We start from the raw sequence: 241 nt of genomic DNA on the forward strand, positions 1-241 counted from the left end.
CTAACTTAAGCGATTTATCTTCCCAGACACTGACGAATGAAGACGAGGTGACTGGCAATGTTGCTCAACGACCCATTCGTAGCGGCAGCACCTTTCAGTCACATTGTTTGCAAGCGCCGAGTCTTGTTGAACGTGGTCAGCGCGTGACGGTGATAGGTGAAGGCGCGGGATTTCGTGTTTCGCGAGAAGGTGAAGGGCTGGAAGATGGCGCACAAGGAGAAACGATCCGGGTACGTTTTAG

At 52.3% G+C, this 241-nt stretch carries 1 protein-coding gene; it reads left to right on the forward strand.

The window, feature by feature from the left end:
* Window positions 1–47: 47 nt before the first annotated feature.
* Window positions 48–241, forward strand: a 194-nt coding sequence (gene flgA / locus R0J87_RS24050; protein WP_498889557.1) for a flagellar basal body P-ring formation chaperone FlgA, incomplete at its 3' end; no start/stop codon positions are given.

Source organism: Halomonas sp. SIMBA_159, from assembly GCF_046536035.1.
Classification (GTDB): Bacteria; Pseudomonadota; Gammaproteobacteria; order Pseudomonadales; family Halomonadaceae; genus Vreelandella; species Vreelandella venusta_A.